Source organism: Paenibacillus sp. 102, assembly GCF_039549175.1.
Lineage (GTDB): Bacteria > Bacillota > Bacilli > Bacillales > Bacillaceae_G > Bacillus_A.
In genome coordinates this window covers 912,577-936,216 of record NZ_JBCGHT010000001.1, presented here as the reverse complement: position 1 = coordinate 936,216, position 23,640 = coordinate 912,577, and the positions used below count along the sequence as shown (strand labels likewise).

General features: G+C 36.4%; 26 protein-coding genes, 1 pseudogene and 1 other annotated feature. Of the genes and pseudogenes, 24 read left to right on the top strand and 3 right to left on the bottom strand.

Annotated elements, in window-relative coordinates; all coding sequences use genetic code 11:
* The first annotated feature begins 2 nt into the window (after positions 1-2).
* The 5 genes from AAIE21_RS04965 to AAIE21_RS04945 all read left to right on the top strand — a co-directional run bounded on the left by AAIE21_RS04965 (position 3) and on the right by AAIE21_RS04945 (position 3,690).
* Positions 3-1,394 carry a BppU family phage baseplate upper protein gene (locus AAIE21_RS04965; RefSeq protein ID WP_343265717.1) on the top strand — a complete coding sequence of 464 codons (1,392 nt, stop codon included), beginning with the start codon at positions 3-5 and terminating at the stop codon, positions 1,392-1,394.
* A gap of 147 nt (positions 1,395-1,541) precedes the next feature.
* Positions 1,542-2,039, top strand: coding sequence for a hypothetical protein (locus AAIE21_RS04960; RefSeq protein WP_343265716.1), 498 nt, complete (start codon positions 1,542-1,544; stop codon positions 2,037-2,039).
* A gap of 93 nt (positions 2,040-2,132) precedes the next feature.
* Positions 2,133-2,390: a hemolysin XhlA family protein gene (locus AAIE21_RS04955; RefSeq protein ID WP_343265715.1), complete on the top strand. Its 258-nt coding sequence runs from the start codon at positions 2,133-2,135 to the stop codon at positions 2,388-2,390.
* Complete coding sequence (locus AAIE21_RS04950) at positions 2,390-2,629, top strand: holin (protein WP_343265714.1); 240 nt, start codon at positions 2,390-2,392, stop codon at positions 2,627-2,629. Before AAIE21_RS04955 ends, AAIE21_RS04950 begins: the two co-directional genes overlap by 1 nt.
* Positions 2,626-3,690, top strand: coding sequence for an N-acetylmuramoyl-L-alanine amidase (locus tag AAIE21_RS04945; protein WP_343265713.1), 1,065 nt, complete (start codon positions 2,626-2,628; stop codon positions 3,688-3,690). The genes AAIE21_RS04950 and AAIE21_RS04945 overlap by 4 nt, the downstream gene beginning before the upstream one ends.
* 53 nt (positions 3,691-3,743) lie before the next feature.
* Here the strand turns inward: AAIE21_RS04945 and AAIE21_RS04940 are convergent, their stop codons facing one another.
* Positions 3,744-4,343 (bottom strand): hypothetical protein, encoded by a 600-nt coding sequence (locus tag AAIE21_RS04940; protein WP_343265712.1) that lies wholly within the window; start codon positions 4,341-4,343, stop codon positions 3,744-3,746.
* Between the two features lie 1,185 nt (positions 4,344-5,528).
* On the opposite strand from AAIE21_RS04940, the gene AAIE21_RS04935 reads away from it, so the two are divergent.
* A complete protein-coding gene (locus AAIE21_RS04935; RefSeq protein ID WP_343265711.1) occupies positions 5,529-6,356 on the top strand; it encodes a hypothetical protein in 828 nt (275 codons plus the stop codon).
* Positions 6,357-6,738: 382 nt separating this feature from the next.
* On the opposite strand, the gene AAIE21_RS04930 is transcribed toward AAIE21_RS04935, so the two are convergent.
* On the bottom strand, positions 6,739-7,074 hold the full coding sequence (locus AAIE21_RS04930; RefSeq protein ID WP_343265710.1) for a hypothetical protein: 336 nt from the start codon (positions 7,072-7,074) through the stop codon (positions 6,739-6,741).
* Positions 7,075-7,135: 61 nt separating this feature from the next.
* Positions 7,136-7,966: a helix-turn-helix domain-containing protein gene (locus tag AAIE21_RS04925; RefSeq protein ID WP_343265709.1), complete on the bottom strand. Its 831-nt coding sequence runs from the start codon at positions 7,964-7,966 to the stop codon at positions 7,136-7,138.
* Between the two features lie 199 nt (positions 7,967-8,165).
* Between AAIE21_RS04925 and radC the strand changes: the two are divergent.
* From radC to AAIE21_RS04835, 18 genes and pseudogenes are all read left to right on the top strand, one after another.
* Positions 8,166-8,474 (top strand): annotated as a pseudogene (radC, locus tag AAIE21_RS04920) (RadC family protein); the annotation flags it as partial.
* A gap of 159 nt (positions 8,475-8,633) precedes the next feature.
* On the top strand, positions 8,634-9,650 hold the full coding sequence (gene mreB / locus AAIE21_RS04915; protein ID WP_343265708.1) for a cell shape-determining protein MreB: 1,017 nt from the start codon (positions 8,634-8,636) through the stop codon (positions 9,648-9,650).
* A gap of 41 nt (positions 9,651-9,691) precedes the next feature.
* Positions 9,692-10,546 carry a rod shape-determining protein MreC gene (mreC, locus tag AAIE21_RS04910; RefSeq protein ID WP_343265707.1) on the top strand — a complete coding sequence of 285 codons (855 nt, stop codon included), beginning with the start codon at positions 9,692-9,694 and terminating at the stop codon, positions 10,544-10,546.
* 12 nt (positions 10,547-10,558) lie between these two features.
* Positions 10,559-11,101 carry a rod shape-determining protein MreD gene (gene mreD, locus AAIE21_RS04905; protein WP_343265706.1) on the top strand — a complete coding sequence of 181 codons (543 nt, stop codon included), beginning with the start codon at positions 10,559-10,561 and terminating at the stop codon, positions 11,099-11,101.
* 35 nt (positions 11,102-11,136) lie between these two features.
* Positions 11,137-11,823 (top strand): septum site-determining protein MinC, encoded by a 687-nt coding sequence (gene minC / locus AAIE21_RS04900; protein WP_343265705.1) that lies wholly within the window; start codon positions 11,137-11,139, stop codon positions 11,821-11,823.
* 2 nt (positions 11,824-11,825) lie between these two features.
* Positions 11,826-12,623, top strand: a complete 798-nt coding sequence (gene minD / locus AAIE21_RS04895) for a septum site-determining protein MinD (protein WP_343265704.1) — start codon at positions 11,826-11,828, stop codon at positions 12,621-12,623.
* A gap of 172 nt (positions 12,624-12,795) precedes the next feature.
* Positions 12,796-13,539 carry a peptidoglycan DD-metalloendopeptidase family protein gene (locus AAIE21_RS04890; RefSeq protein WP_343265703.1) on the top strand — a complete coding sequence of 248 codons (744 nt, stop codon included), beginning with the start codon at positions 12,796-12,798 and terminating at the stop codon, positions 13,537-13,539.
* Complete coding sequence (locus tag AAIE21_RS04885) at positions 13,532-14,392, top strand: M50 family metallopeptidase (RefSeq protein WP_343265702.1); 861 nt, start codon at positions 13,532-13,534, stop codon at positions 14,390-14,392. Before AAIE21_RS04890 ends, AAIE21_RS04885 begins: the two co-directional genes overlap by 8 nt.
* Before the next feature lie 67 nt (positions 14,393-14,459).
* Positions 14,460-15,848, top strand: a complete 1,389-nt coding sequence (locus AAIE21_RS04880; protein WP_343265701.1) for an Rne/Rng family ribonuclease — start codon at positions 14,460-14,462, stop codon at positions 15,846-15,848.
* Between the two features lie 77 nt (positions 15,849-15,925).
* Positions 15,926-16,003: a sequence feature (ribosomal protein L21 leader region), on the top strand.
* Between the two features lie 14 nt (positions 16,004-16,017).
* On the top strand, positions 16,018-16,326 hold the full coding sequence (gene rplU / locus AAIE21_RS04875) for a 50S ribosomal protein L21 (RefSeq protein ID WP_003200848.1): 309 nt from the start codon (positions 16,018-16,020) through the stop codon (positions 16,324-16,326).
* Positions 16,327-16,337: 11 nt separating this feature from the next.
* Complete coding sequence (locus tag AAIE21_RS04870; RefSeq protein ID WP_006096063.1) at positions 16,338-16,682, top strand: ribosomal-processing cysteine protease Prp; 345 nt, start codon at positions 16,338-16,340, stop codon at positions 16,680-16,682.
* Between the two features lie 3 nt (positions 16,683-16,685).
* A complete protein-coding gene (gene rpmA / locus AAIE21_RS04865; RefSeq protein WP_000944957.1) occupies positions 16,686-16,976 on the top strand; it encodes a 50S ribosomal protein L27 in 291 nt (96 codons plus the stop codon).
* 64 nt (positions 16,977-17,040) lie between these two features.
* Complete coding sequence (locus tag AAIE21_RS04860; RefSeq protein WP_343265700.1) at positions 17,041-17,589, top strand: Spo0B C-terminal domain-containing protein; 549 nt, start codon at positions 17,041-17,043, stop codon at positions 17,587-17,589.
* Positions 17,589-18,875: a GTPase ObgE gene (obgE, locus tag AAIE21_RS04855; RefSeq protein WP_343265699.1), complete on the top strand. Its 1,287-nt coding sequence runs from the start codon at positions 17,589-17,591 to the stop codon at positions 18,873-18,875. The genes AAIE21_RS04860 and obgE overlap by 1 nt, the downstream gene beginning before the upstream one ends.
* 92 nt (positions 18,876-18,967) lie before the next feature.
* Positions 18,968-19,675, top strand: coding sequence for a response regulator transcription factor (locus AAIE21_RS04850; protein ID WP_343265698.1), 708 nt, complete (start codon positions 18,968-18,970; stop codon positions 19,673-19,675).
* A complete protein-coding gene (locus AAIE21_RS04845; RefSeq protein ID WP_343265697.1) occupies positions 19,665-20,747 on the top strand; it encodes a HAMP domain-containing histidine kinase in 1,083 nt (360 codons plus the stop codon). The genes AAIE21_RS04850 and AAIE21_RS04845 overlap by 11 nt, the downstream gene beginning before the upstream one ends.
* A 94-nt stretch (positions 20,748-20,841) precedes the next feature.
* Positions 20,842-21,618 (top strand): ABC transporter ATP-binding protein, encoded by a 777-nt coding sequence (locus AAIE21_RS04840; RefSeq protein WP_241814891.1) that lies wholly within the window; start codon positions 20,842-20,844, stop codon positions 21,616-21,618.
* Positions 21,593-23,506 carry an FtsX-like permease family protein gene (locus tag AAIE21_RS04835; RefSeq protein ID WP_343265696.1) on the top strand — a complete coding sequence of 638 codons (1,914 nt, stop codon included), beginning with the start codon at positions 21,593-21,595 and terminating at the stop codon, positions 23,504-23,506. The genes AAIE21_RS04840 and AAIE21_RS04835 overlap by 26 nt, the downstream gene beginning before the upstream one ends.
* Positions 23,507-23,640 lie beyond the last annotated feature (134 nt).

The following is a 23,640-nucleotide window of genomic DNA, read 5'->3' as shown; positions in this document are numbered from 1 at the left end:
AAGTGAAGACGCAAACACTAACAATTGATATAGCGAATCCAAATTTCATGAAGGTTATTACATCACGCATTAATGATAAAAATGGTTTGAAATTAACTGTCCTTTTAAAAGATGGTGGTGTTCCTTATAATTTATCAGGATATGCAATCAAGTACGAAGCCGGGAGCAATTTAGGCAGTTTCATACGTGATGATTGCAAAATTATAGATGCTTCAAACGGTGTTTTTGAATATACATTTTCGGCAGCAGCTGTTTCTGCAAATGTCTGGGTTGCTTATTTTGCCTTTGAAAAAGGTGAAGAAAGATTTACTACACAAGACATAAAGGTTGTATTAAATCGTGATGTGAAGCAAGGCAAAATCAATATTGAGAGCTATATTTCGGATTTTGATAAGGCTCTTGAAGCCGTAAAGGGTTATCGAAAAGAAATTGATGATACAAATAAAAAAATCGCAGAGTTAACAGCATTAATTCATGCAAATAATGTTCAAGTGCCAAAAATCACAACAGATGTGGGCGGTGCGTTAATCTCGGTGAGTGATGGTACAAAAAATATTCTTGATGAAATTGTAGCCAGAGGACTAGGAGTAAACACAATTTATTGTCATGGCAGTGCGCAAGGAAATACACCCAATGCTAAATCATGGCGTGGTTTCTCATTTATAAATTCTCCTACCTATGGATTTGTTTTTGCGAAAGATTACCAAAATAAACTGTGGACGAATTATATTGATGATGCAAAAGGCTGGTTAGGTTGGGTTGAACATCCTTCATTTGAAGATGTGAAAAAACTGTTTGCATCATGGGGTTTTGATAGTAAAAAACTGACCTTGAATGGCAAATCAATTTTAGAAGAAGATGTGGATTCTCTAGTTATCAATAAGGATAAACAGTATAAAAAAGTTAAAGTTGAAGGCGATCTCTTAGTCAACAATAAACTTCAAACTCTATCTAATGTTGCTGTTTGGTTTCATAAAGAAAAAAGCTACAATAGCGGAAAGTGGATTGTAGAGTTTAATGATCTTCCTCGTTGGGGTTTTAATAGAAGTGTAGATCGTTCTGGTGGTCTATTTCACATTAAAGAAAGTGGTATCTATGATATACATGCTTACCTGTCTGCATTAGCCCAAACAGCGGATGCTGAACATATCCTAGAAATCCACATATTAGATGCGAGCGGAAAAACAACTGAAGAACATGAAATTGCAGGAGAAATTGCAGGTTATGCAAGTAAATGGGTTAGGATGACAGGTAGTTTTCAATGGTACTTTACAGCAGGGCAAAAATTCAAAGTTGTTTATAATAATAAAGACAAAGATCAGATTTATGTTTGGGAAGGAAGAACTACTGTTACTCAGTTATCAAAAGGTTTAGATGAAAATACACCGGTTTAAGTAAGCGTGCAAAAGCAGGCTTTTTTATTTTGCTTGAAAGGGGGTGAGTAAGATGTAGAAAAAGATAAGAAATAATGCGGTAAAAGTAAGAGTCAAATTAAGAGAATCAAAAAATCAAACAACAAAATTCAAAGGAGATGTTCAATAATGACTAATGAGGTAAATCAAGCAGTAGTTGAAGAGGTAATTAAAGAGGTTCAAAAACGTTTTGGCTTAATTCCAGGATTCTTCAGTGAGGATAAGGAAGCGGGCGCTATCTTCTTAAATAAAGGCAATTATGAAAGCAGCATTTGGATGGATGGTGAAGGACTCTTTTATGAGGACGATGTACCTTGGGAAGAATTAACGATTACAAATGCAGTAGCAGACACAGATACACCTCCAATGCTACGTAGACATGGAAACTGGGTACACATGACAGGTGCTATTAGATCGGTTAAAAACCAACAAGTATTCACAAGAATCACACCAGATATTGCACCACGCCAGGATTCTTCCTTTGCTGCCACAGCGTATCTAGATAACGATCCAAATCGTCCAGTTGCAGCTGACGTGATTGTTCATAAAGATGGAAGTGTTTCTACTTATCTTCCAGAAGCACAAACTCGTTATGTATCATTTTCGCTATCATATCCAATTAAGTAATGGTAAGCAGTAAAGGGTATTGTCAGTTAAATAGCAATGAAAAGGGAGCATAAATGATGCTTCTTTTTTATTGCCAAAAAGGGGATGAGGGAATTGGAGGAACTAAACAATTTAAGGCAAGAGATCCAACAAATCAAAGCAGAACAAAAGGATATCAAGTCAGAACAAAAGACAATACAGCAGGATATTCGTAACTTAGAGTCACGTACTTTAGGTAACGAAAAAGATATCGTTAATATCAATAAGCAACTAGATAAAATCAGTGCTAATACTACATGGATTCTTCGTATCATTATTGGTGCAATAGCAACTGGACTAATTGGACTACTAATAAAAGGAGGTGGTATGTAATGATTGAAATAAGCATAATAATTGCCGTTGTAGTAGGTCTTTCGAAGATTGCCAAAACAATTGGGTTACAAACAAAATACATTCCGTTAGTGAATTTAACGCTTGGCATTGTGCTAGGCGTTTTATTTTTGCCACAAGATTTGAAAATGAATGTATTTCAAGGAATCATCATCGGACTATCAGCAAGTGGATTATTTGACCACACAAAAATTCTAAAAAAGGATGCTGATGTGAAATGAAACAAACATTAAAAGGTTTTTCTTCGGTTTTATTGGCCGTTATTTTAGTATTATCGATTGCAACAAGTGCATTTGCTGACAGGGTTTTAATTATTCCAGATTTATCAAAACAACCATATCGTTATGGTGTAGGTGCTTATGAGGGCGTTGTGGCACATTCTACAGCGACTCCTGAAGCTCCGGCTATTAATATTCAAAAATATGAAACTCGTACATGGCGAAACGCTTTTGTTCATTATGCAGTTGATTGGAATGAAACAATCCAAATTGCTGATACAAAATACATTGCTTATGGTGCGGGACCAAGTGCAAATAAACGATTTGTACATGTAGAGCTTTGCGAAACACGTGATTATGAGAAATTTAAACGCAGCTATGATAAATATGTGAAGTTACTTGCTAAAATCCTACGTGATCGCGGTATCAGCGTAGAAAAAGGATTGTGGACGCATAGTGATGTAACGCATCATCTTGGCGGTACAGACCATGAAGACCCATTAGACTACTTACGTAGTCATGGCGTATCAGAAGCACAATTCCGAGCTGATGTGAAACGTGCATACAATAATTCTAATGTTGATGTTTCTGTTCCAGAACAACCATCTAAACCTGAAGAAGTACCTACTGCTGTGACTGATGGTGTTGCTTATATTCAAGGTTACAATGTGAATTTACGTAAAGGGCCAGATACAAGTTATTCTGTTATTCGTCAACTTAACAAACCAGAATCATATGTTGTGTGGGCTGAAAAAGATGGCTGGTTAAATCTTGGAGGAAATCAATGGATTAAATACAATCCTTCTTATGTAAAATTCGATAAGAAAAGTACAGTGGATTCATCTATCGTAGGTAAACGTGTTATTTCAAAAGTGGACAACCTACGTTTCTATGATTCTCCATCTTGGCAGGATAAGGATGTTGCTGGAACTGTGGATACAGGATTAGGATTTACAATCGATGCAAAAGTAACTGTCAATGGATCATCACAATACAAAGTACACAATTCAAAAGGCAACACGTTTTACATCACCGCAAGCAATTCCTATGTTAACATACGCTAACGCAAAAGAAACCGGCTCTGTAATCGGAGTCGGTTTTATTTATTCATTTCGTGTTAAACAGGGTCAGTAGGAAGAAGTACACCTTTAAACCCACGATTTCTAACTTGAGCACTTAGTACACCTCCTAATGACCCTATATTCGCAACGACTCGATAACGTATGGGGTCAGTAGGAAATATCGGATCTCCTGGAAATATTGGATCAACGGGTAAATCTACCCACGTAAAAGTGGAATTAAAGGTATATAAATTGTTAAATCCAAATCCTGTTTGATACCTTCCGGATACAAGCGTATCTGTCAGCAATGTATTATTACGGAATAATTGATAAGTAATAGCATCCAAATTAAGAGAAAAACCTTCCAATGGGTCCAAAATCACTTCTGTACTCATTGTTGCATCAAGTCCAACACTTGGTCTTTCTGCTGCTAATCTTGCTAACGCTTGGGCGGGAATTACAAACTCCATAATCGTGATATTGCTCGTATCATCTGGAAGAGGTATAGGAGGTGGGTTTGGAGGTAATGGAGTAAAAAATAGGCGGGATGTTGTAGCGGTAGATGGCGCTGAGCCCGGAAAAGGGACGGAAACGGAACCAGGAACAGAACAAGAAATCGCGGAATGGTTAACGTTTCTTCCATTATTTAAGCTCACGAATAATCACACTCCTTTACTTATAAAGCACATATATAACAATAGATGCAAAATGAAATCGTTTTTCTTGTATGATTACCTATCGTACAAGGTAATTATTCTTGATTAATAAGAGTGTTTGTCCTTATTACACACAAATAATTTGTTTTATAAAGCGAGAAAACCGGCTCTTATGAGTCGGTTTTTTTACTGTATGTTTGTCTATGCTTGTTCGAAATAAATTATGCATATTATATACACATGAGGTGAAATATTCTTTACTTAGTTTTTTATCTAATATAACCTTTTATTTAGAACTATACATTAACTTAATTCTAAGATTAACTAACCTAATTGAAGATAACCAAATTTAAAATCTATAAAAAACCTCAGTAATAGACAACTGAGGTTAAGAATCTCTTCGAGCTGCGAAAATTTTCTCGCAGCAAATATTTGTTACTAAACCATTTTGGTCCTGTACTTGAATTATCCCAGGAGTAACAACTCCAATCAAACTACCCTGAACTGCGGTGTTGGCTTCAGCAAAGAATGTAACGGAACTGCCTTGAGGAATACCAGTGAGTAAACCTTCACAAGAACAACCTCCGCTGTCTCCAGGAGGTCCTTGAAGTCCTTGAGGTCCAGGAGGTCCAGGAGGTCCTTGAATAATCGGACAACTGATGGGACTAGGGACAGAACATGGAACTGATGGAGGGTTAAAATTTCTTCCGTTATTTAGGTGCAAGGATAATCACACTCCTTTACTAATAAATTGTACATAATACAATAAATGCAATATGAGTTTGTTTTTCTTGTATGATTACCTATCGTACAAGGTAATCATTCTTGATTTATAAGAGTGTTTGTCCTTATCACACACGAATAATTTTTTTATAAAGCGAGAAAACCGGCTCTTGTTGAAGTGACCCCATAAAGTTAGACAGGTTATTTCATTAGGCAACCTTTGGGGCATGAGTCAGTTATTGTACGGTGCTCATGCTTTTTAATTTCATCTTAATTCTTTTAGGATTGTAATAGTGAACATTATTCTCATTGTGTAGACATTATCATATTCGTAATTTTATATGTAGTTGGTGCACTTTTTTAAAGAAATTTTTTTGAATCATACAAACTTCCTCTTTAGGATATTGCCATATGATAATTTGCATTCTGTTTTTAATTAAAACCTGTAGGAGGAATTTTTTAATGTATAACTATGTTTATCCATATTATTACCAGTGTGATTATTACAATAGCACCCCATATTACTTTGATAATCGAAATTATTATACAACCCCTTATAACTTTAATACTTCACCATACACTCCCTATAATTATAACAATCAAACCAATATGCCTTTTCGACAAGATAAATTAGGTACAAGATGGGTAGGGCAAGAAAAACAATGGAAATGGACGTGGGTGCGAAGAGGTAATAGTAATGCTTTCGATGCAACATATACCCACCCACATGATAACCCTATTTATGCTACTGTCTACATTACACTTAACGGTAATCAAGTGATTGCACAAAGACGACATGCTAACGAAGGTGGAGACTGCGATTATGTAGGAGTGATACAAGGAAATACAGCTTCAGGTTCATATACATGTCAGCAAGGAACTGGTACCGTATGGTCTGCTACAATTGAGGGGCAAGGTGATACAACACCAGGTACTGAAGTAAGTTCAAAACCATTCAATATCAATGTACCTGTCTTTGGAGAATTGGGATTCACACTAAGAGGTACTATTCTGCCTGGAGGTCAGCAGTTGCAGCTTCAAGCATTCGTATTTGGCAATGAAGTAGCAAATAAAACAATTCCAATGCCTGCGGGTCAATTACCACCATTCGAAGGTGAGTATATAGTACCAGTCATGGGCATTCCAACAAAGGTGAAATGGAAGCTTATTATCGGGTCAGATTTAAGTCGAAGAGAATTATATTACCGTTTCGAAGCCAGATATCTTGGGGAAACTTTATATATACCAGGACCAAAACATCAACAAGTGACTACAATTGCCACGTGGTAAAGCGACTTTAGTACAATAACAGAATAAAAGAAGCTGTGTTAATTTAAATGATAATCGGCACAGCTTTTTCTAATGTACTACTAAAGATACATACAATATGCGAGATCATTAAAAATAGCTATGATTGTTGTGGATGAATAAAATATTCAAAGCGGTGAATAGGAATTTTATTAGAAGGGTCTTTAAAGGAAAACGTCAAGTAACTCCATACAATTAAATGATATTCAACCATTTCAACCGGAAGGTTTTGGACAGGCACATCCCTATGACCACGTTTTTTCTTGCAATGATAGATGATTGTTTGTTCTTTTAAGGAAGATATTTTAAAAAGTAAAGAACAAATGAGAAAGAAAACCGGCTCTTAATTGAGTCGGTTTTTTCTTTACTTCAAATCTGATATTTTTCTAACTTGTTTTTCCTTTGCTTTAAAATCCTTCTTGTATTGTTTAAATTCTTGTTTATCAACATAAAACTTTTCACCAGTAGCTACGTTCTTTACTAATTGTGTTTTAGTGAAAATTGCCTTTGTATAATAGTAAACCAAAAACGCTACTAAAGAAAAAGTAAGAGTTGGAATGAATAGAATAAATGCAATAACCATTAACCATGTATCTAAAGTAGAATATATTGGTTTTAATACCAAACGTTCCCCGGCCACAGCTTCTGCTTGTGCTAATTGTTCCATACGTTGTAGCGATGCTACTGTATCATAACTCATCAAAAAACCCCCCTTGAAGTAATAACTAAATCATACCAATTCTGTGCAAGAACTGTAAATATTACATTCCCATAAACTCTTTATCAAAGTAAAACTTGTCCATTAAGTTATTTACAATACCGTTGAAATAAGCGAATTTACCTTTCTTCATTTTTGCCCCAGACTTCACTTTCATAACAAACTCTTTAATAGCTTTCAAACCAATTGTAAGTTCTTGTTCTTTATTAAATGCTTTATCACCTGTTAAATGATTAACAACTCTATTACACTGTCTTACAACCTTCCACAGTTCTTGAATTGTTTTTGATTCAGAATAAAAAGAGTTAGTTAAAGAAACAAAACGTTCTGGAACCCAGTGAGCAACAAAATCAGCTTGTTTAATGTTTTCCTCAGGTGTATTAATATTCTCATTACTATTACGTTTGTTTATATCTTTTATATTTTGTTTTAAGGAAACAGGTGTTGTTTTAATGGTCGGACACTTTGTAGGACTTTTAACAGGTTGCTTGTCGGACACTTCTTCCACAATAGGTTGAATAATAATAGCATTAGCAGTTTGTAACATATCTTTTTTACGCTTCATGGATACCTGGCGGATCATGTCCAAGTCCACAAGCTTCTTCATTAAACGTTGAACAGTTTTATAAGATACTTCCATCATGTCAGCAATTGAATTTTTGCATAGGAAACTAACACCTACATATTTGCAGCTATGGCGTTTTAAAATTTCAAGTAGTGCAATGAGTTTAGATTGTACATCGGTACGCTTAATAGACATACGGATGATGTCTCTGTATGCACGTACAGTTCTATTTAATTCTTCTATTTCTGTAAATGTAGAAAGGTTATGAAAAGATTCTTCACCTGCTATAACATCAATACGTTCTTTCATCAATATGTGTCTCCTTTGCGGAAACAAAAAAGCAACGTCGCCATTTATGACAAACGTTGCTAAATAGACCCTACATGATGTAAAATAACTCATGGGGGTACAGCAAGTGTTTGCCTGGGCATTCAGGCGGACGGTATAAGAGTGTTGGTAGCACTACTTATACACGCTGTGCTCTTTTGTTTTGATTTTTTGTATTTGTGAGAAGTTTACATGTTTATACTTAAATACGAAAAATCAAGTTATGCATCGGCAGACAGTGTTTATCGGGAGTCTAAATGCCTCAATTGTACATCCTCGCGAGGTTTTCAAAGAAGCTTTTCGCCGCGCAGCAGCCTCTATTATATGTCTGCATAACCACCCTTCTGGAGACCCAACACCGAGTCGTGAAGATATTGAAGTGACAAAACGATTAGTAGAATGCGGGAGGATTATTGGAATTGAAGTCCTGGATCATATTATTATAGGCGACCATAAATTCGTGAGTTTAAAAGAAAAAGGTCATATTTAAGACTATTCTTTTTACCTATTTTGTTTTATAATGTGATTTATGAGTTTTTTGTAGGCATTCGCTTACAATAAAGGATAGAAAATATAAAAACGTACTGTTTTATTATAAATATAAAGTAAGAAAATGAGTCCGTGAAAATGAGAAAGGAAGATAGATGACATGTTTGGATTTGGTGGTTTTACTCGTGATCTTGGAATTGATTTAGGAACAGCGAATACGCTTGTATATGTGAAAGGAAAAGGTGTAGTTTTACGTGAACCTTCAGTTGTAGCATTGCAAACAGACTCAAAACAAATCGTTGCAGTTGGTGGCGATGCGAAACAAATGATTGGTCGTACACCAGGAAATGTAGTGGCTCTTCGCCCTATGAAAGATGGTGTAATTGCTGATTATGAAACAACAGCGACAATGATGAAATACTATATTCAGCAAGCGCAAAAATCAAATGGATTTTTCTCTCGTAAGCCGTATGTAATGGTATGTGTACCATCTGGTATTACGGCTGTAGAAAGACGTGCAGTAATCGATGCAACTCGCCAAGCAGGTGCGCGCGATGCATATCCAATTGAAGAACCATTTGCAGCAGCAATCGGTGCAAACTTACCTGTTTGGGAACCAACTGGTAGTATGGTTGTTGATATCGGTGGTGGTACAACAGAAGTTGCAATTATTTCTTTAGGTGGGATTGTAACAAGTCAATCTGTTCGTGTTGCTGGTGATGACATGGATGATTCTATCATTCAATACATTAAGAAGAGCTACAACTTAATGATTGGGGAAAGAACAGCAGAGGCATTAAAAATGGAAATTGGGTCTGCTGGCGAGCCAGAAGGTGTTGAGCCAATGGAAATCCGAGGTCGTGATTTAGTAAGTGGTTTACCAAAAACGGTATTAATTAAACCTGAAGAGATTGCGGATGCATTAAAAGACACAGTAGAGGCAATCGTTGAATCAGTGAAAAATACATTAGAAAAAACGCCACCTGAATTAGCGGCGGATATTATGGATCGTGGAATTGTGTTAACAGGCGGTGGTGCATTGCTTCGTAACTTGGATAAAGTAATCAGTGAAGAAACGAAAATGCCAGTTCTTGTTGCAGAAAATCCACTTGACTGTGTAGCAATTGGAACAGGTAAAGCTTTAGATAATATCGACCTTTTCAAAACTGCTCGATAATATTCCAAAATAAAAATCAATGAAATTAAGAGGGTGTGAACGTGCCACAGTTTTTCTTAAACAAAAGATTAATTGTTTTGCTAGTTAGTATTATTCTTCTCGTGGCATTGATTGGAATCTCATTGAAAGAACGAAAAAGTCTAACATGGCCAGAGCAGTTTGTAAAAGATACTGTCGGTGTTGTAGAACGTGTATTCCAAAAGCCAGCGAATTATGTTGCCGGGTTCTTTGAGAACGTAGAAGATGTAAAGCGCACGTATGAAGAAAATAAAGAATTAAAAGAAAAACTAGATAAGTATGCGGAGTTATCCGTGAAAGTAAAAGATTTAGAAAAAGATAATACGAAGCTTCGTGAAACGATTGACAAAAAAGATTCTCTTCGTGACTATAAGCCAATTCAAGCTACAGTGATTGCACGCAATCCGGACAAGTGGTATGACTTAATCGGAATTGATAGAGGTGCACAGCAAGGAGTCCAGAAGGATATGGCTGTTATGACTTCAAAAGGTTTAGTAGGCCGGGTGAAAAGTGTCTCTCAATTTACATCAACTGTAGAATTATTGAGTTCACTGAATCGAACAAATCGTATTTCTGCTGTAGTAGAAGGACAGGAGCGTATTTTCGGATTGATTGAAGGATATGACAAGGAAAAACAAACTCTTGTTTTTACAAAAATTCCATCTGATGTAAAAGTAGAAAAAGATCAAACGGTTGTAACATCGGGATTAAGTGATATTTTTCCAAAAGGATTAGTTATTGGGAAAATTGTAGATGTTGCACCAGATGAATATGGATTAACACAAACAGCTTACGTAAAACCTGCTGCGGATTTAAATGATGTAGACCATATTATGGTTACAAAAAGGGTTATGCCCTCAGCAGCGTTGGAACAGTAGGGGGGAGAAGACATGGCTATTTTGAAAAGGGCGATTCTTCCTCTGCTGCTTCTTTTTGTGTTTTTATTCGAAAATATGTTTTCTACTGTAGTTCCAACAGCACTATTTTGGAAAGACAGTATTGCAGCGCCACATTTCTTTATGATTGTACTGTGTTTTATTACCGTTTATTTTAGTCCTTTGCAAGGAATTTATTATGGACTATTGTTTGGTTTTTTATTTGATACTGTATATACAGAACTTGTTGGTGTGTATATATTTGCTTATCCGATTTTAGCGTATCTTGTGTATAGTGCGATGAGAGTATTGCAATTGAACTTATTCATTGTTTCTTTTATTGTATTAGCGGGTATTGCGGCATTGGAATATTATGTATATGGATTTTTAACGTTGCTAGGTCGCATTCATGTACCAGCGCATATCTTTTTCTCAGATCGTCTCCTTTCTACTTTATTGTTAAATGGAATTTTCTTATTGCTAGTTTGTTTCCCACTGAGACGATATCTTGTGCGTCTTTCAAAAGCGATGGAAGAAAAAGAAAAAAGGATTTTCTGATTTTATGTCGAATTGAATCGTTGGGGTGAACTTTAGTGGAAGAAAAAAAGCAACAGAATGTAACAATTAAAGGGACAAAAGATGGGCTGACATTACATTTAGATGATTGTTGTTCATTTTCTGAATTACTAGAAGAACTGGACGAAAAACTTTCCACTCACTATTATGATGGTGATGGACGTTCATTAATCGAAGTACATGTTAAAGTTGGCAATCGCTATTTGACAGATGTGCAGCAAGAAGAAATTCGCACTTTGATTCGCAATAAAAAAAATCTTGTTGTGGATTCAATTGAGAGTGATGTTATCACGAAAGCGGAAGCGATAGCATGGAAAGAAGAAACAGAAATTGTCCCTGTTTCCAAAATTGTTCGCTCAGGTCAAGTATTGCATGTAACAGGAAACTTATTATTAATTGGAGATGTTAATCCAGGCGGAACGGTTATCGCTGGGGGAAATATTTTTGTCATTGGAGCATTACGAGGTATTGCACATGCAGGATATCATGGGGACAGAGATGCTGTTATTGCGGCATCTATTATGAATCCGATGCAACTTCGAATTAGTGATGTAACAATGCGGGCTCCGGAAGAGAAAGAAGACGGAGCAGAGACGGCAGAATGTGCATATATTGATGAGAACAATCACATTGTTGTCGATCGCCTGCAACTTCTCACTCATCTTAGACCTAATTTAACAAAGTTAGAAAGGGGAATTGTATAGCTGTGGGAGAGGCAATAGTAATTACATCTGGAAAAGGCGGAGTAGGTAAAACTACAACGTCTGCAAACATTGGTACAGCCTTGGCATTATCCGGGAAAAAGGTTTGCTTAATTGACACGGATATTGGTCTAAGAAATTTAGACGTAGTAATGGGGCTGGAAAACCGTATTGTATTTGATCTTGTTGATGTCGTCGAAGGTCGTTGTCGTTTACCTCAGGCTCTGATTAAAGATAAGCGCTTTGATGAGCTTTATTTATTACCTGCAGCACAAACGAGTGATAAATCAGCGGTAACGCCTGAACAAATGGATGAATTAATACAGGTATTACGTCAAGATTATGATTACATATTAATTGATTGTCCTGCAGGTATTGAGCAGGGATTCAAAAATGCGGTGGCAGGTGCGGATAAAGCAATTGTGGTAACGACACCTGAAGTATCTTCTATGCGTGATGCAGATCGTATCATCGGGCTTTTAGAAAAAGAAGATATCGAACCACCAAAACTTGTCATCAACCGTGTGCGTAGCCATATGTTGCATGAGCAAGATATGTTAGATGTAGATGAAATTGTACGTACACTTTCAATTGAACTACTTGGAGTAGTCGAGGATGATGATGAAGTTATTCGTGCTACAAATACAGGAGAGCCTGTAGCGTTGCAGCCGAATGGAAAAGCAGCATTAGCTTATCGGAATATTGCAAGACGTTTGTTAGGTGAATCTGTACCTTTACAAGCGTTTGAGCAAGAAAAAGTGTCTGTTTTTACAAAAGTAAAGAATTTCTTTGGGATTCGTTAAAAGCACTTCGCATGTATGCGAGGTGCTTTCTTTTTCTCTTCTCATGAATATCTTTCCTTTAGGGTTCATACATATGTACAAACTGTATTTTGGTAAATAGAGAGCTTTTATTTACTGAAAGTTTCACTTTGCTCGCCTCTTGCAAGAAGAGGTGGAAAAGGAAGGGGACAAGATGAAGAATAGACGTGTAGAAGAGATTAAAAAACGGATTGCAAAGAGAAAAGAAGAACAAGAGAGGCTCGAGGAAGAACAGTATTTTTCAGAAGGAAACTTTGATGGAGAAACGATGTTCATTGAAGAAGGTGAAAAAGAGGTGCATCCTCTTTTTCGAAAAGAAGTATTTTTATTTAAATTTTTATTAGCGGCAATTCTCGTTCTCTCGGTAGCTATTTTATTTAAAAATGCACCGGCTTCTTTTGATGGAGCAAAAACGGTTGTAAAACAAGTTATGCACGAAGAATTTCAGTTTGCGACTGTATCTAAATGGTACAAAGATCAATTTGGAAAACCACTTGCTTTTCTACCTGTAAATGAAAAGAAGCAATCAGTGCAGCAAAAAGATTATGCAGTTCCAGCTTCAGGGAAAGTCATGCAAAGTTTTCAAAAAGATGGCCAAGGTGTATTTGTACAAACAGCTGCGAATGCAGCTGTTGAATCTGTAAATGAAGGAGTTGTTATTTTCGCTGGTAAGAAAGAGGGATTTGGAAATATAGTCGAGATCCAACATGCAGATGGTACGGAATCTTGGTATGGAAATTTAGGTGAGACATCTGTAAATTTATATGATTATGTCGAAAAGAAACAAAAGATTGGAACAGTTGGGAGCAGTGCAGATAACAAGAATGGTAAGTTCTATTTTGCAATCAAAAAGAATGAAAAATTTATCGATCCGATTCAGGTGATTTCATTTGAATAAATATAGTGAAGTATTGTCAAAAATTACAGTGCATCCACTGTTTTGGGGAATTATAGCTATTGGAATTTTTACAGCGCGTTTTAAAGAATTACTACTTTTATTTTGCATCGTTTTGATTCATGAACTTGGGCACGCCGTCGCAGCTGCTCATTATAAGTGGAGAATTAAGCAAATAAAACTTTTGCCGTTTGGCGGTGTTGCGGAGCTTGAGGAACATGGGAATAAGCCGTTAAAGGAAGAACTAGTCGTTGTAATAGCAGGACCTATTCAACATGTATGGATGATTGGGCTAGCTTATGTCTTGGCTAAGACAGGATGGGTTAGTGAGGAACTGTATCATTTTTTTGTATGGAACAATTTAATTATTCTGGGGTTTAATTTATTACCAATTTGGCCACTAGATGGTGGGAAAGTATTGTTTAATGTTTTATCACATCAATTCCCTTATTTACAGGCGCATGAGAAGATGATGAAAATATCATGTGTTTTTTTTAGTGTGATATTAGGGTGGCAACTTCTTTGGAATATTAATAATATTATGATGTGGGTGCTTCTTCTGTTTTTAGCTATTTCTTTATATCAAGAATGGAAGCAACGGCGCTATGCGTTTATGCGTTTTTTACTAGAACGTTATTACGGGAACAAGCGAGATATTGAAAAAATTGCTCCAATCGAGGTGCAAACAGACGATCGGTTGTATACGATTTTTACAAAGTTTCGGAGAGGGTATAAACACTCGATTATTGTTCATGGCAAATATAAAGAGCACTATACATTAGATGAAAATGAGTTGCTTTATGCGTATTTTACTGAGAAACGAACAACTTCATCTGTAGCAGAATTAATAGGTTAGTGTTGACGATGACACTAACCTTTTATATTGTAAGAGGAAAAGAAAATAAAAAAGTGAGGAAAGTATTTTGAAGACGTTATACATCAACTATACTGGTTCGGAAAAGAGAGTTGCTGTTGAAGAAGAACAAGAGATTGTTGAACTTCTATGGAAAAGAAACGAAGAACAAGAAATTGTCGGACATATTTACTTAGGGCGCGTTGTGCGTACCATTGCTGGGATGAATGCAGCTTTCGTAAATATTGGTTTAGAAAAACATGCATATCTGTCATATGACGATGTTCCATCATCATATCGAGTACACGAAGGGCAAGCTCTGCTCGTGCAAGTTGTGAAAGAAGCAATTGATACGAAGGGTCCAAAACTAACAGCTAATATAGAATTTACCGGGAAATATGTCGTTTATATGCCGCATGATGAGATGCGTGCTGTTTCCCGGAAAATAAAAAATTATAAGAAACGACAACAATTAATGGACATTCAAGTAGAAGGAACCGGGGGCTTTATTTTTCGCTCAGCGTGTGAAAGAGGTTCTGTGGATGAAGTTCAGAGTGAAATGAAATATTTTCAGGAGCTGTTTGAAGGGTTAAAAAGAAAAGAGGGGCAAGGGAAGGCTCCATTATTGCTTCATCGTCCTGAGACGTTTTTAGATCGTGTGTTTCAAGAAAATCCAGTTGAATCCATTTCAAAAGTAGTAATAGACTCGCACAGTATTTTAAATGAAGTGGCAGATAAAGTAGGAAAAGAAAAGGTTAGGCTTTATAATGAAAAAACTTCTATGTTTAGTCACTATGGTGTTGAGCGCGAAATTGAAAAAGCACTGCAAAAAATAGTGTGGCTTCCAAACGGCTCTTACTTAATCATAGAGCAAATGGAGACAATGACGGTAATTGATGTGAATACCGGTAAATTTACTGGAAAACAGAACTTGCAAGATACAGTATTGCAAACAAATGAAATAGCTGCGGAAGAGATTGCTCGCCAATTAAGGCTACGTGATATTGGTGGTATGATTTTAATTGATTTTATTAATATGAAAAAACAAGAAGATAAAGAGAAGATAAGAGAGAGAGTTATTTCTTCTTTACAAAGAGACCGTACGTATACACGCGTTCTCGGATTTACAGAGCTCGGTATTTTAGAAATGACACGTAAGCGTAAGAAACACTCGCTGCGTGACGTGTTACTAGAAGACTGTTCGCAGTGTAAAACGACAGGGTACGTCATTTCAAATGAATCAATTGCATATGAGTTAGAAAGAGAGCTTGTTACATATAATCATGTAGAAGATGAAGCAGTGTTAATTGCAGCGTCAAAAAAAGTGCAAAAAATATTTTTACAAAAAGAATTGCAAAAAAATATACCACTTGAAATTTATTTCACAGATGAAGAAACTGAGAAGTATGCGATTATTCGATTTGGAACAAAGAAAGAAATCATGAATCGGAAAAAATAGTTAGCAGAACATTTATTGACAATAGTCAACGTTTCGTGATAACATCTTTATGTTATAGTTTATAGCACCTAAACTGCTATATGCTACAACCGCGCAAGACAGGTTCCAAAAAGGCATTTTATGTCTACCTCGTTTTGGCGAGTCTTAGTAATTATGAGGAGGTGCAAGTATGTACGCAATTATCGAAACAGGTGGAAAACAAATTAAAGTTGAAGCTGGTCAAGAAATCTACATTGAAAAATTAGATGCTGAAGCTGGTGAAACTGTTACTTTTGACAAAGTTCTTTTCGTTGGTGGCGAAAACGTAAAAGTTGGTAGCCCAGTTGTAGAAGGTGCAACAGTTACTGCGAAAGTTGAAAAACAAGGTCGCGCTAAGAAAATCATCGTTTTCAAATACAAAGCGAAAAAGAACAATCGTAAGAAACAAGGTCATCGTCAACCTTACACTAAGCTAGTGATTGAAGCAATCAACGCTTAATTCTGGTTAAGATGATTAAAATTACGATAAGTCGCACGAAATTAGGAAGTATCCAATCATTTAAAATGACTGGACATGCCGATTATGCGCCACATGGACAAGATCTTGTCTGTGCTGGAACAACTGCGGTTGTGTTTGGATCTATAAATGCAGTGGAAGTACTTTGTAATGTGCAAGCAACTATTGAACTCGGAAGTGACGGCGGATTCTTAACGTATGAATTGCCTAATGATTTAGACGCTCATACAGCAGAAAAAGCACAAACACTTTTAGAAGGATTGGTTGTTTCGCTAAAGACGATTGAACTTGATTACGGAAAGTATATCCGTTTAATAGAAAAAATGCAGGAGGTGTAACGTATGTTAAGATTAGATCTTCAGTTTTTCGCATCTAAGAAAGGTGTAGGTAGTACAAAGAACGGTCGTGACTCTCAGTCAAAACGTCTTGGTGCTAAACGCGCAGATGGTCAAACGGTTTCAGGTGGTTCAATTCTTTACCGTCAACGCGGTACAAAAATTTATCCAGGTGTTAACGTTGGTCGTGGTGGCGATGACACTTTATACGCGAAAGTTGACGGCGTAGTACGCTTCGAGCGTCTTGGTCGTGACCGCAAACAAGTGAGCGTATATCCTGTTGCTCAAGAAGCATAAGAAACTCACGGAAAACTCTAACCTGAGTGCAGGTTAGAGTTTTTCTATATTAAGGGGTATCTGGATGAATAAAAAATGGACAATTATAGATGCGTTGCGCCATTCTAGGCATGATTGGCTTAATCGTATGCAGATGATTAAAGGAAACCTTTCCCTTGGAAGAGTGGAAGAGATTCATGGGCTCATCGATCGTTTTGTCCAAGAAGCGAGACAAGAATCTAATCTGATAGGGCTATCGATGCCTTTATTTTCAGAATGGATTTTAACATATAATTGGAAACAGCAGCCGTGCTTATTGGAGTACGAAGTATTAGGGAAATTACATAACTTATCTCATTACGATGAAGAAGTATGTACGTGGACGAATGAATTTTTCTCAATGCTTCAGCATAGTTTAGACGTTTATGTTGAAAATTATGTTTGTATCACAATTGAATGTGACGCGGAGAATGCTCGTTTCTTTTTTGATTTTCGTGGCAAGCTAACGAATGTAGAAGAACTACAAACGTGGCTTACAAACCAAAACAATGAATGGTATTCCATTTCTTATACAGTGCGAGATGATGAAGTCTCGGTTATATTACAACCAATCGAAAAAAGTGTGGTGAAATAATGTTTGTAGATCAGGTCAAGATATATGTAAAAGGCGGCGACGGTGGAAACGGAATGGTTGCGTACCGTCGTGAAAAGTATGTTCCAAAAGGCGGCCCAGCAGGTGGCGATGGAGGAAAAGGTGCAGATGTTGTTTTCGTTGTTGACGAGGGCTTACGTACATTAATGGACTTCCGCTATCAGCGCCATTTCAAAGCCGATCGTGGTCAACATGGAATGAGTAAAGGCCAACATGGTCGTAAATCAGAGGATTTAATCGTAAAAGTTCCACCAGGAACAGTTGTAAAAGATGAAGCAACTGGTCAAATTCTTGCCGATTTAGTAACACATGAGCAATCGGCAGTTATCGCAAGAGGCGGTCGTGGTGGTCGTGGTAACTCACGTTTCGCAACTCCAACGAACCCAGCGCCAGAAATCGCTGAGAACGGGGAACCAGGTCAAGAACGTGATGTAATCTTAGAACTAAAAGTATTAGCGGATGTTGGACTTGTTGGATTCCCAAGCGTGGGTAAATCAACATTACTATCTGTTGTATCATCAGCGCATCCGAAAATTGCAGAATATCACTTTACAACAATCGTTCCAAACCTTGGTGTTGTTGAAACAGGCGATAACCGCAGTTTCGTTATGGCTGACCTTCCTGGACTAATTGAAGGAGCACATGCCGGTGTTGGACTTGGACATCAATTCTTACGTCATATCGAACGTACACGTGTTATCGTGCATGTTATTGATATGTCTAGTTTAGAAGGCCGTGATCCATATGAGGATTATGTAACAATCAATGCTGAATTAAAAGAGTACAATCTGCGTTTAACAGAACGTCCACAAGTTGTTGTTGCAAACAAAATGGATATGCCAGATGCAGAGGAAAATTTACAAGCATTTAAAGAGAAAGTAGGAGACGAAGTTCAAATCTTCCCAATCTCTGCCGTAACAAAACAAGGTGTTCGTGATTTATTATTTGAAGTAGCGAATTTAATAGAAACAACACCAGAATTCCCAGTACATGATGTTATAGACGAATCTGAAGCAAGTGTGATGTATAAATTTGAATCTGAAGGATCTAAGTTTGAAATTACACGCGAGAGTGACGGTACATTTGTCATTTCTGGTTATGATATTGAGAAAACATTCAAGATGACAGACTTCTCACGTGATGAATCTGTACGTCGTTTCGCTCGTCAAATGCGCGGAATGGGTATTGATGAAGCTCTTCGTGCACGTGGTGCAAAAGATGGTGACATTGTAAAAATTCTTGAATATCAATTCGAATTTATCGATTAAGACTGCCAAAATACGGCAGTCTTTTTTATAATGGAAAAAGGAGTGATTTCTAGAAGAATAATTTGCAGTAACAAACAAGGGGAGAAAAGAGCATGTATAAAATATTAATTGTAGAAGATGATGAAAAGATTGCAGAAATATTAGAGGAACATTTAGAAAGGTATGGCTATCAATCATTTAGGGCGAGTGATTTACGTCAAATAAAAGATGAGTTTGTAAAAATAAATCCTCATCTAGTATTACTTGATATTAATTTACCGTACTTTGATGGTTTCTATTGGTGTCGCCAAATTCGCACAGTATCGAATGCACCAATTATTTTTGTTTCTGCAAGAACAGGGGAAATGGATCAAGTGATGGCGATTGAGAATGGTGGAGATGATTATATTACAAAGCCGTTCCATTTAGACATCGTAATGGCAAAGGTGAAGAGTGCACTTCGCCGCGGATATGGTGAGTATGCTTTGGTAGCGGAAAGCGACTGTTTAGGTGTTAATGGATTGTTATTGTTCCCATCACAGCACACAGTAGAATGGAAAGGTCAACAAACGGAACTTACAAAAAATGAATTTTACTTATTAGAGTGTTTAATGAAGCAAGCGAATCAATATGTAACGCGTGAAGAGCTCTTAGAAGCCTTATGGGATGAAGTAGCTTTTGTTGATGATAATACATTAACTGTGAATGTAAAGCGTGTAAGGAAGAAATTAGAGGAGCTAGGTATTAAAAATGCAATTGTCACAAAACGTGGGTATGGTTATGCTCTTCTTACTGAGTGGGGCGAAGGGCATGAAGGTTAAAAGTTACCTCATAGACCGTTTTTCATTAATCCTTTCTTACATTATAAGCCTTTGTTTATTTGGGCTCGTATTGCAGTTACAAAGCCTTTTAGAAAAGCGTTCACTGGACTGGAGTATGTGGTTATATGGACTTTTATTAGGGACAGTTGTGTTTAGTGTATACCTTATTTACGATTACCGAAAACGAAGTGTGTTTTTAAAGAGAATAGAACAGTATATTGCCGATGGACATACATTACACGATTCTTTACTCATAGATGCTTCTTACACATTAGAGCAAGAAATGGTCGTTGAAGCGTTTACGTTGCTAAGGCAGCAATATATGAATGAAGTTCATAAACAGAATGCGAAAGAACAACAGCAAATGATATTTATGAATCAGTGGATTCATCAAATGAAAACACCGGTATCTGTTATTGAATTATTGTTACAGAAATATGGTAAGGAACACCGTGAGGCAAGAGGAACGATTGAAAGTATTCGTGAAGAAAATAATCGTATTTTAAATGGCTTAGATTTAGCATTACATATGGCAAGATTAGATCAGTTTGCGAAGGATTATAAAGTAGAAGTAGTAAATGTTATAGATGTCATTCGAGAGATTATTAATGAGAATCGAAAGTCGTTCATTCAATCTTCTGTATTTCCGAAACTGATGTTTGAAGAAGAGACTTGTATGATTGCGTCTGATAGAAAGTGGCTTAGTATCGCCATGAGCCAAATTGTTGTAAATGCAATTAAGTATACAAAAATTTCAGAAGCAGAGAAAAAAGAAATTCACTTTCAAATTGAAGAGAAGGATCAAAAGGTATTGCTACATATTAGGGACAATGGAATCGGTATTCCAGAGCAAGATGTAAAGCGTATATTTGACCCGTTCTTTACGGGAATAAACGGCCGTAAAACGAGGGAAGCGACTGGAATGGGTTTATATATTACGAAGGAAATTTGTGATAATTTACACCATAGAATTTATGTCCAATCAACGGAAGGTGAAGGCACGACCTTTACGTTTCAATTTGCAAAAGATGAAGAATATCATACATTAATGAGAAAAATGACAAAACTGTAAGATAACAAAACGTTTTGTAAGGAAAATCACTCGTTTCTTTTTCTTAATTTTTTTATAGTAAATGTAAGAAGAAAACACATAGGGGGATTTAGAAATGAGTGTGCTTGAAGTAAAGGGGTTAACAAAGGTCTATCAATCAAAAGGATCAGTGGCAACGACTGCCTTGCATGATATAAATTTCAAAATTGAAGAAGGCGAATTTGTCGGAATTATGGGACCTTCAGGCAGTGGGAAAACAACGCTTTTGAATTTATTAGCAACAATTGATAAACAAACATCAGGTCATGTTTATGTAAATGGTGAAGAGATTAGCCAAATGCGTGCTAAAAAACTAGCAGAATTTCGTCGCACGCACTTAGGATTTATCTTCCAAGACTTTAATTTACTTGATACGCTATCGATTAAAGAAAATATTATTTTACCACTTGTTATGGCAAAACGTTCTGTAAAAGAAATTGATACGAAGGTACTTGAGATTGCAAAATTCTTAAACATTGAAGAAATCTTAAACAAAAAAGTATATGAAGTATCAGGTGGACAGCAGCAACGTGCTGCAGCTGCACGTGCCATTATTCATGAACCGACATTAATTTTAGCAGATGAACCAACGGGGAACTTAGATTCTAAGTCTGCAAAATCGTTAATGGGTGCTCTGCAAGATTTACATGAACAGAAAAAAGTAACGATTGCGATGGTAACGCATGATCCAGTAGCAGCGAGTTATTGCGAACGAATTCTCTTTATACGCGATGGAGAAATTTTCTCGGAAATTCATAAAGGAAAAACAAAACAAGCCTTTTTCCAAGAAATTTTAGATGTACTTGCGATGCTAGGAGGAGAATATCATGAACTTTCGCCAGCTCGCGCTTAATAATGTAAAAGGAAATTGGCGTAATTATAAAGCTTTTCTTATTAGTAGTTGTTTATCGATTTTAGTATTTTTTATGTATGCTTCTTTCATCTATCATCCAGATGTAGTAAGCGGGAATATTAGCATGAAGGTGATGATTACAAAAGGATTAGAATCTATGAACTATATCGTTGTCATCTTCTCAGCACTCTTTATTTTATATGCGAACTCAACGTTTTTACGAGCAAGAAAAAAAGAGTTTGGTTTATTAACATTAATAGGTGGAACGAAAGCGCAGCTTGGCCGAATGATTATACTAGAGCAAATAATTTTAGGTGGAATTGCAATTGTAGTAGGAATTGGTTTAGGAATGCTCTGTTCAAAACTGTTCTTTCAGGCTTTAAGTGTATTGTTAGGTATAGACAAAACCCTTCCGCTCGTCTGGAATGGAAAAGCTGTTTTAATTACAGCTAGTGTATACTTCATTCTCTTCTTTCTCTTATCACTGTTTGGTATTTGGACGGTTGGTCGTTTACAAATTATTGATTTATTAAGAGAAGCAAGAAAGCAAAAAGTAGAGCCCTTTGCATTTACATGGTTATGTGTAGTTGGGATATTATGTATTATTGTCGCATATGTTCTTTGCTTCCAAGTGACGCTTATGAATTTTCTTATGTACTTCTTGCCGATTGTAGGACTAACAGTTGGAGGAACATATTTACTATTTACACAAGGTAGTACAGTGGTATTGAAAGCGTTACAAAGACGAAAAAAATCATTCTATACATATCCAAATATGTTTGTGCTTAGCAATCTTATTTATAAAATGAAAGATAATGCTCGTTTTCTTTTCGTTATTTCTATTATTACAGCTGTTGTTTCTTCAGCGGTTGGTACGCTTTACGTATTCTTTCAAGATATGAGTTATAAAACAGTATCAAGTACTCCTCATGCAATTTCATATGAGGAAAAGGGAGTAAATTCGCATAATGTCATTAGTGACGAGAAAATGCAAACAACTTTGAAAAAACACGGGTTTGGGGATGCGAGAAAAGTAACATATGTAAAACTTCCTGCGAAACAAAAACTAGTGATGTTTAATGGTGGGCATGAGATGCCTTTAGGTATTATCTCAGAAAAAGAATATAATGCAGAAGCGCGCAAGCAAAAGAAAGAGGAAGTTCATAATGCACCGGGAAGTGCGACGATGGTTTTAATTGATATGATGAACGATTTTGTGAAGGTAGATCGTACAAAGCCATTTGAGTTTACACTGAACGGACAAAAACAATCTATTAAGTTAAATGATCCAATTTCACAGTCTGTTTTTAATGATGAAGGGTATCTTATTGTGAATGATCAAGATTTTATGAAATATGCAGAGGCTATATCAGATGAAGAAAAGACAAAATATTACGGATATTATATTGGAGACTGGAAAGGAACAGAGAATCTTGTAGTAGAATTGAAAAAAGAAATTGCTCAAGAACAACAACAGAATTTCCATAATTCGGTTCTCACTTATAAAGCAATAAAGGAACAAGGGGCAATTACAATGTTCATCGGTTTCTTCGTAGCAGTACTCTTCTTCTTCTTTGCTTGCAGCATGACATATTTTAAATGGTTTAATGACAAAGAACAAGATCGTATCCAATTTAAATCCTTAAGACGAATTGGTATGACGGATAAAGAAATTCATAAAATCGCGATTCGCCAAATGGGAGTAATTTTCTTTATCCCAATTCTTATTGGTACTGTGCATAGTGGATTTGCTCTTCATACATTAGGAAAGATGTTATATTTAGATTTATGGAAATCAGGCGCGATTGTTATTGGAGCATATATATTTGCGTCAGCAATTTACTTTGTAATTGCACAACGAGGCTATTTAAAACACGTAAAAAGCTAGGGGTATCTCTAGCTTTTTACCTATGTAAATAAGGATTGAAAAAACGACATAAAACCATTCTTTTTAGATGGTAGAGAGGATCCGCCGGTGGATAGAAGCGGTCAGTTCCTTTTTTAGCCCCATGCCATGTAAAA